This window comes from Armatimonadota bacterium, assembly GCA_039679645.1.
Lineage (GTDB): Bacteria > Armatimonadota > UBA5829 > UBA5829 > UBA5829 > UBA5829.
Genome location: JBDKUO010000029.1, coordinates 66,713 through 74,435 on the forward strand (window position 1 = coordinate 66,713; position 7,723 = coordinate 74,435).

The window sequence follows — 7,723 nt, forward strand, 5'->3', positions numbered from 1 at the left end:
GTGCCAATTAATATGCTTGGATTTTCAGCTCGACGTTACATAACTCATAACACATAACTAAAGGAAAACAGTGAGACTCAGGAACGAAGCAAAAGTTGGATTGATAGTAGTCGGCGCGCTGGCGCTGCTGATCGGAATTTACTGGTTCCTCGGCGGCTTCAGCCTCAGGGCGTCAAGCTTCCCTGTGTACACGGTCTTCCCAAATGCGCAGAAGCTCGACAAGGGCGCAGACGTGCGAATGGCAGGCGTAAAGATCGGGATAGTCTCCGATGTGGCGCTCACAAAATCAAGCAGAGCCCGCGTCAACATGCTGATTTGGAACGGAGTATGCATTCCCTCTGACTCCGTAGCACGAGTAACAACGGGCGCGTTTGTCGGCGATTTCTATGTCGAGATACTGCCGGGACATGCAAACAACTGCATACTGAGCGGACAGCAGATCAAGAGCGTGCAGATTGCACAGTTCGATCAACTGATGAACGAGGCGAGCGATCTGCTTGTCGAACTAAAGACGACCGCAAAAGGCATCAACAAAGTGCTCGACAACAAGAAACTGCAGGAAGATATCCGTGGAACTGTCGCAGCAATCAGAAAATCAGCCGAATCCGCATCAGTGCTGATGCTGACCGCTCAAAATCTGATAGCGCAATCTTCCCCGGAAGTGCAAAAGACACTTGCCAACCTTTCAGCGGCATCAGAGCGCGCACTCGGCATTAGCACACAGATGGAAGAGTGCTTGACCAAAGATATCCGGCCAAATGTTAAGCCGCTTATCGGTCAGGCAAAGCAGGCGATGACTGACTTGTCCGCAACGCTCAATGAGGCACAGTCTCTTCTGTCGTCACTGGGTGAGTTCTCACCTGAAATCAAGCAGATGCTTGCTAGAGCCGACAATGCCTCCAAACAGGCTGAGCAAATGCTGACAAACCTCAACACATCCAGTGCAGCGGTAAAAAATCTGGCGACTGACCCCGAGTTCATGGGCAATATAAAAGCAACCGCAAAAAATATCGCCGACACAAGTTGCAAGGCAAACCTGGCAATGGATAAGGTCAACCAGAAACTTGGCGCGTTCAAAGGCCCCACCGAACTTCAAAAAACTGAGATACCGCTATACGGAACTAGCGGCAATGCGCTGTGGAACACCGCTAAGGGCAAATACAGGTTCGATGCAAACTATACATTCGCTCTGGGCTATCCTATGTTCCTGCGCATGGGGCTCTACAACATCGGCGAGAACACAAAATTAAACCTCCAAGCGGGCAATACATTCGATGAGTCGAATGCGCTCAGATATGGTCTTTATGCTTCACGATTGGGTGTCGGATATGATTATCGCTTCGGGAAGAAAGTCCTTATATCGACCGATATATTCAGGCCGGATGACCCTGAGATGGAAATGCGCGGTATCTTCGGCATAAAGAACGGGTTAGGGCTTTATACAGGCGTGCAGGACCTATTGGACGACGACAATCGCGATTTAATGCTCGGCATCAATTACAACAAGTGATTTTAGATTTAGTATTTTATATTGAGTATCTGGCAGACATATTCATCCCTGCAGGTATCCTACCTGGAGGGGGCTTTAATTAAGGAGAAATAACATGAAAGTTATCCTTACCCGAGATGTTAAAGACCTGGGCAAGGCTGGTGAGCTTGTAAACACTTCCGAGGGATATTTTCGCAACTTTCTACTGCCGCGCAAGATGGCCGTACTCGCTGACGCAGGCGCAATGAAAGCATATGAGCAAAAGAAGAAAACGCTTGAGATGAAGGGCGAGAAGCTGCTTGCCGAAGCAAAAGCCACTGCAGAGAAGGTCAACAATCTCAAGGTCGTAATAAAAGGTAAGGCTGGATCAGGCACCAAGCTCTATGGCTCAGTTACCAACCAGGAGATTTCCGATGCCCTGAAAGCTCAGCACGGCATCATAATCGATAAACGCAAGATTCACACAACCGATCCCATCAAGACCATCGGCACATACGAAGTGCCCGTAAAGCTCCATCACGATGTTTCGACCAATATCCATGTCGAAGTCGTAGGCGAGGAGTAAGATAGGTATTAGGTGATGGGTGACAGGTGTTGGAGACGAACTTCTCCAATGCCCTAACACCCAACGCCCAACACCCAACACCTATGGAAAGATTAGCTTCCACAATAGATAAGATTCCGCCGCAGAACCTTGAGGCCGAGCAGTCGACCCTGGGCTCGATGATGATTGAGCGCACGGCTCTGGAAAAGGCAATTGAAATCCTTAGAGCTGAGGATTTCTACCGTCCGGCCCACCAGGAAGTCTTCGATGCCCTCGTCTCACTCATGGAGCGCGATGAGCCTGCGGACCTTATCACACTTCAGGAAGAGCTGCGCAAGCGCGGCAGGCTCGATGATGTCGGCGGAACAGAGTATCTGATGGCTCTGGTCGACTCCGTGCCGACAGCCGCTAATATCGAGTATTACGCGCATATAGTCGAGAAGAAATCCATCCTGCGCAAGCTCATATCCGCCGGGACTCAAATCATCGGCATGGCTCAAAATGAAGACGAAGATGTAGATTCCATCGCCGACCAGGCCGAGCGGCTGATCTTCAGCGTGGCTCAGCGGAGAATGGGCGAATATTTCCAGCCGATCACCCCACTTGTAATGCAGGCATGGGAATGGATTGAAAAACGCTATCACGATAAGGGCGAAGCGTCAGGCGTGCCCACGGGCTTCACCAAGCTCGATCACATGACCTCGGGTCTGCAAAAATCCGACTTCATAATCATAGCCGCCAGGCCGTCCATGGGAAAGACCGCGCTCGCACTGGATATAGCCCTGAATGCTGCAACTAAAGAAAAAGAGACGGTCGCATTGTTCAGCATAGAAATGTCCGCCGAGCAGCTTGTCCAGAGAATGATCTGCTCTCGCGCACGCGCAAACGCTCACCGTCTGCGAACAGGGTATTTCCAGGACTCTGAGTGGGAGAGAATAGCCGACGCTTCGAGCAAGCTTTGGGATGCGCCTATCTACATCGATGACTCCACAGATATGACCACAATGGCCATGCGCGCTAAGTGCCGCAGGCTCAAGGCCGAGCACGGACTGGGGTTGATTGTGGTCGACTACCTGCAGCTCATGCGCTCTCACAGAAACATAGACAACCGTGTGCAGGAGATCTCCGAGATCGCCCGCGGGCTTAAGAGCCTGGCCAGAGAGATGCGCTGCCCGGTCATAGCTCTCTCACAGCTCAGCCGCGCGGTGGAAAAGCGCGACGACAAACGGCCAATGCTTTCGGACCTGCGTGAATCCGGCTCGATCGAGGCTGAAGCGGATATCGTTATGATGCTCTACAGGCCGGAGTATTACGTGATTAAAGAAGTCGAGGACACGGAGGCGGTGCAGGGAAGCGACGGGTCCGGTTTCGACCCGGACGCGCGCCACGTCGAAACTACTGAGATCATTATAGCAAAGCACAGAAACGGCCCTACCGGCACAGTAAAAATCGGTTTTGTGCGCGAATTCGCGTCGTTTGAAAACCTGGCTGAAGGATATGAAGAATAGTTGTTAAGTCAAAAAGTTAGAAAGTCAAAAGGTTACGCTTATCACCATCCAACTTTTTGACCTTTTGACTTTTCGACTTTTTGACTAATACGGAGGTTTCGTTGAAAGTTCTCATAATAGGTAGCGGCGGGCGTGAGCATGCGCTTGCCTGGAAAATAGCTCAGTCTGATAAAGTAGACAAAATATACGCCTGGCCGGGAAACGCGGGGATCGGCCAGATCGCCGAATGCGTGAGCGGCAGCGTTATGGATATCAAAGGAGCGGCCGATTTCGCCGAGAAAGAGAAGATCGACCTCACTGTCGTCGGGCCGGAATCGCCCCTTATCGCCGGTATGGTCGATGAGTTCCAGAGACGGGGCCTCACTGTCTTCGGGCCGAACAAAGCAGCCGCACAGATGGAGGGCAGCAAGGTCTTCGCCAAGAAACTCATGATCGACAACGGCATCCCGACAGCCATGTGCGAAGTCTTTGATGACCCGGCAAAAGCGTATGCCTACATCGAGTCAGTCGCGTCAAAGACTGACGCGCCGATTGTGGTCAAGGCAGACGGCGAGGCTGCGGGCAAAGGCGTTTTCATCAACAAGACCAAAGCCGACGCTATCGAGTCTGTTGATATTATAATGAAACAGAAAGCCTTTGGGGCATCAGGCGACAGGCTGGTTATTGAGGAATTCCTGGATGGACCTGAGGCTTCTTATATGTGTTTCGTGGACGGCGAGACATTCGTCCCAATGATTCCGTCACAGGATCATAAGCGCGCATACGATAACGACGAAGGCCCCAACACAGGCGGCATGGGCTGTTATTCGCCTGTTCCTGTCGTAACCGGCGAAGTGTCTAAGGTTGTGCAAGAATCTATTGTCAAACCTACACTAGCCGCGCTTAAGATAATGGGGATTTATTATACAGGTGTGCTCTATGTCGGTCTAGCGCTGACGAGTAAAGGTCCGAAAGTTGTCGAGTTCAACTGCCGCTTCGGCGACCCGGAGACGCAAGTTGTGCTGCCGCTTTTACAGACCGATCTGGTTGAAATAATGCTGGCTACGGCTCTAGGAAGACTCGACAGCATCGACGTTAACTGGTACAATAAGAAAGCACTTTGTGTTGTAATGGCCTCGGGCGGTTACCCGGGCAGTTACGAGAAGGGCAAGGTCATCACCGGCGTTGGTGAGGCCGAATCTAACGAAGGCGTTATTGTGTTCCACGCGGGCACCGAGAGCAAGGACGGAAAAACCGTTACATCAGGTGGTCGCGTTCTTGGCGTGACTGCCGTGGCCGAGAGTTTTGAAAATTGCATCAGTAAAGCCTATGCGGCAGTGGACAAGATTCACTTCGATAGAGCGCATTTTAGACATGATATTGGAAGACGACTGATCGTTTGATCGTGGATCGTTGATCGACCTATATTTATGAGGTTCGGAAAAATGCCAGGTAAAGTAGCAATTATAATGGGCAGCAAGTCCGATTCGGAGATTATGAAGGGCGCTGCCGATATGCTCACGGATTTCGGGGTGGCGAACGAGACATACGTGATCTCGGCTCACCGCACACCGCATGCAGCTATTGAGTTTGCGTCCAAGGCAGAAGAAAACGGCTTCGAGGTGATCATAGCGGGCGCAGGGATGGCTGCACACCTGCCGGGCGTGCTGGCGGCGATCACTCCCCTGCCCGTCATCGGTGTCCCGACAAAGTCCGCCGCCCTGAGCGGCGTTGACTCATTGTATTCTATAGTGCAGATGCCGACAGGAATCCCCGTCGCGACAGTCGCGATAGACGGCGCAAAAAACGCCGGAATCCTGGCTGTGCAGATATTGAGCGTAAAATATCCCGAACTGCGTGATGCAATTAAGAAGCATAAAGAGAAACTGGCGGCGGCTGGAGCGGTCAAACTATAACATAGATGTTCGGGCAGATTTGCAATCTTGCCCGTATATGACCAAATGGGATATTTGATCCCACGGCATCACAGATGCCATTTGGCCGGAGAGGGCACGGATTTCAAATCCGTCCCAACACAATATTGCGAGGTAATCGATGCTTGAGAGATACTCTCTGCCTAAAATGAAATCAATCTGGAGCGAAGAGAACAAGTTCCAGAGTTGGCTGGATGTAGAAATTGCAGTTTGCGCTGCGCAGGAGCGCTTCGGCAACATACCCAAAGGTACCGCTGAAAAGGTAAAGGCAGGTGCCAAGTTTTCTGTCGAACGGATCAGCGAGATCGAAAAAGAGACCGCTCACGACCTGATCGCGTTCGTCAAGTGCGTCACCGAAAACCTTGGTGAAGAGGGCCGCTACGTCCATTACGGCGTGACCAGCTACGATATCGAGGACACCGCTACCGCTCTGCGTATGCGCCAGGCTGCCGACATCATAATCGAAGACCTCGAAAAACTGCTGGAAGCTATCGCGAAGCAGGCTAAAGCGCACAAGATGACCCCGATGATCGGTCGCACGCACGGCGTCCAGGCTGAGCCGATCACATTTGGCTTCAAAATGGCTGTATGGTATTCCGAGGTCCAGCGCGATCTTGAGCGCATGAAAGCTGCCCGCGAGGCTATCAGCACAGGCAAGATTTCGGGCGCGGTCGGCATATTCGGCAACATCGGACCCGATCAGGAAGAGTTTGTCTGCAATCTTCTGGGTCTCAAGCCAGCGCCTGTATCAACCCAAATCATCCAGCGCGACAGGCACGCTCAGTTCCTTACGACACTTGCGATTATCGCGTCGGGCTGTGAGAACTTCGCCACCGAGATGCGAAACCTCCAGCGAACGGAAATCCTGGAAGTCCAGGAGATGTTTTTGCCCGGCCAGAGAGGGTCGTCGGCTATGCCTCACAAGCGCAACCCGTGGCGGTTTGAAACTATTTGCAGCCTTGCGAGGGTGATCCGCTCGAACGCGATCCCGGCTATGGAGAATATCGTATCCTGGCACGAGCGCGACCTGGTGAACTCAGCCGCAGAGAGAATAATTTTACCCGATAGCTGCCTTGCGGTGGACTTCATGCTCAACTCTCTCACTCGTCTGCTGGGCAGGCTGGAAGTGAACGAGGACAACATGAAGCGAAACCTCGAGATGATGGGCCAGCTTGTGTTCAGCGAGCACGTGCTGCTGGCTCTGATCCAGAAGGGCATGACGCGCGAGGAGGGCTACAAAATAGCCCAGCGCAACGCCGCCAAGTGTTGGGACGAGGGCATCTCTTTCCGCCAGGCTCTGGAGAAGGACCCGGATGTGCAGCAGCGTCTCACGTCAGATGATCTGGATAAGTGCTTTGACCTTGAGCACCATTTGAGGAATGTGGACACGATTTTTGAGAGGCTTGGGTTGGACTGACTGCTGGGTTTTGCCATCCGATACAAGGGGATTGATATTGCGAAAACAAGCTGTGTATCAGTCAAAAAGATTTGGCAGTATAAGGTTGTTACCTGAGAATCTAAAAGAGATAAACAATATTCTCACCGAATACTTAACGCAAATTCGTGTCAACGCAGGTGGTTATGAACTAGATAGTATGTCGGAGCTAGACACAATAAATAAGCCTTTCCTGACTAGTTATGAGATTAAAGGCTACATTGAAAATTCATACTCCAAATCATTCAGTCTAGATATATCTGCCGACAGTACATGCCTTAGTATATCCGACTGCAATGACGTAAGATTGTACGGCATTTACAAGCAAGTCGAAAGTATACTAGCAACCATTAATCGAAAAAAAAGATAGGTGTAATTGTAAAAAGGTCAATTGGAATTTGTCTCACTGGCCTTTTAGCAGGACTTGTAATGAGACTGTGCACAAATTTATCTTGGTATCCAGTTTTTTTAATTGCAGTGTTAGCAGCTTATACAGTTGGCGTTATTATTTGTATGCCACAAAGATGCGGCAGAGGCGGAGTATATCTAGCTAAACCAGAAAAGAGCTTCTGGAGTCAAAACAAATACCAAATTGCCTTATTAGCTATAGGGGCAGTAATAGGCACATTTATCACCTTTATATGTAATTGGATCGTTAGGTTATTCCATTTGTAAATGGTTCAAGCGTCCTGATCGTTCGGGGCTTGAGAGGCTGTCTCAAAAATCGAAAGTCGAGCAGAATTAGCGTTATCGGCACGTCTCAGATGTCATTAAACTTCTGGGAAGCCCTTTCCTGCTAATCCTCACTTCGTGAGTTTCTTGACGATTTGAATT

The 7,723-nt window shown here is 50.7% G+C and carries 6 protein-coding genes; all 6 read left to right on the forward strand.

The genetic code is table 11. The features are described from left to right. Positions 1-70 precede the first annotated feature (70 nt). The 6 genes from ABFD83_05975 (at position 71) to purB (ending at position 6,871) form a co-directional block, all read left to right on the forward strand. Complete coding sequence (locus ABFD83_05975; protein ID MEN6356616.1) at positions 71-1,510, forward strand: MlaD family protein; 1,440 nt, start codon at positions 71-73, stop codon at positions 1,508-1,510. A gap of 94 nt (positions 1,511-1,604) precedes the next feature. Then, positions 1,605-2,054 carry a 50S ribosomal protein L9 gene (rplI, locus tag ABFD83_05980; protein MEN6356617.1) on the forward strand — a complete coding sequence of 150 codons (450 nt, stop codon included), beginning with the start codon at positions 1,605-1,607 and terminating at the stop codon, positions 2,052-2,054. Positions 2,055-2,083: 29 nt separating this feature from the next. Further along, positions 2,084-3,541, forward strand: coding sequence for a replicative DNA helicase (gene dnaB, locus ABFD83_05985; GenBank protein ID MEN6356618.1), 1,458 nt, complete (start codon positions 2,084-2,086; stop codon positions 3,539-3,541). Positions 3,542-3,642: 101 nt separating this feature from the next. After that, positions 3,643-4,923: a phosphoribosylamine--glycine ligase gene (gene purD / locus ABFD83_05990; protein MEN6356619.1), complete on the forward strand. Its 1,281-nt coding sequence runs from the start codon at positions 3,643-3,645 to the stop codon at positions 4,921-4,923. A gap of 42 nt (positions 4,924-4,965) precedes the next feature. Then, entirely contained in the window at positions 4,966-5,436 is a 471-nt protein-coding gene (purE, locus tag ABFD83_05995; protein MEN6356620.1) for a 5-(carboxyamino)imidazole ribonucleotide mutase, read from the forward strand. A gap of 139 nt (positions 5,437-5,575) precedes the next feature. After that, positions 5,576-6,871, forward strand: a complete 1,296-nt coding sequence (gene purB, locus ABFD83_06000) for an adenylosuccinate lyase (GenBank protein ID MEN6356621.1) — start codon at positions 5,576-5,578, stop codon at positions 6,869-6,871. Positions 6,872-7,723 lie beyond the last annotated feature (852 nt).

What these genes read in the sequence shown, in the direction of transcription:
- rplI (MEN6356617.1), top strand. Translation starts at nt 1,605, where the DNA reads ATGAAAGTTATCCTTACCCGAGATGTTAAAGACCTGGGCAAGGCTGGT.
- purE (MEN6356620.1), top strand. Translation starts at nt 4,966, where the DNA reads ATGCCAGGTAAAGTAGCAATTATAATGGGCAGCAAGTCCGATTCGGAG.
- purB (MEN6356621.1), top strand. Translation starts at nt 5,576, where the DNA reads ATGCTTGAGAGATACTCTCTGCCTAAAATGAAATCAATCTGGAGCGAA.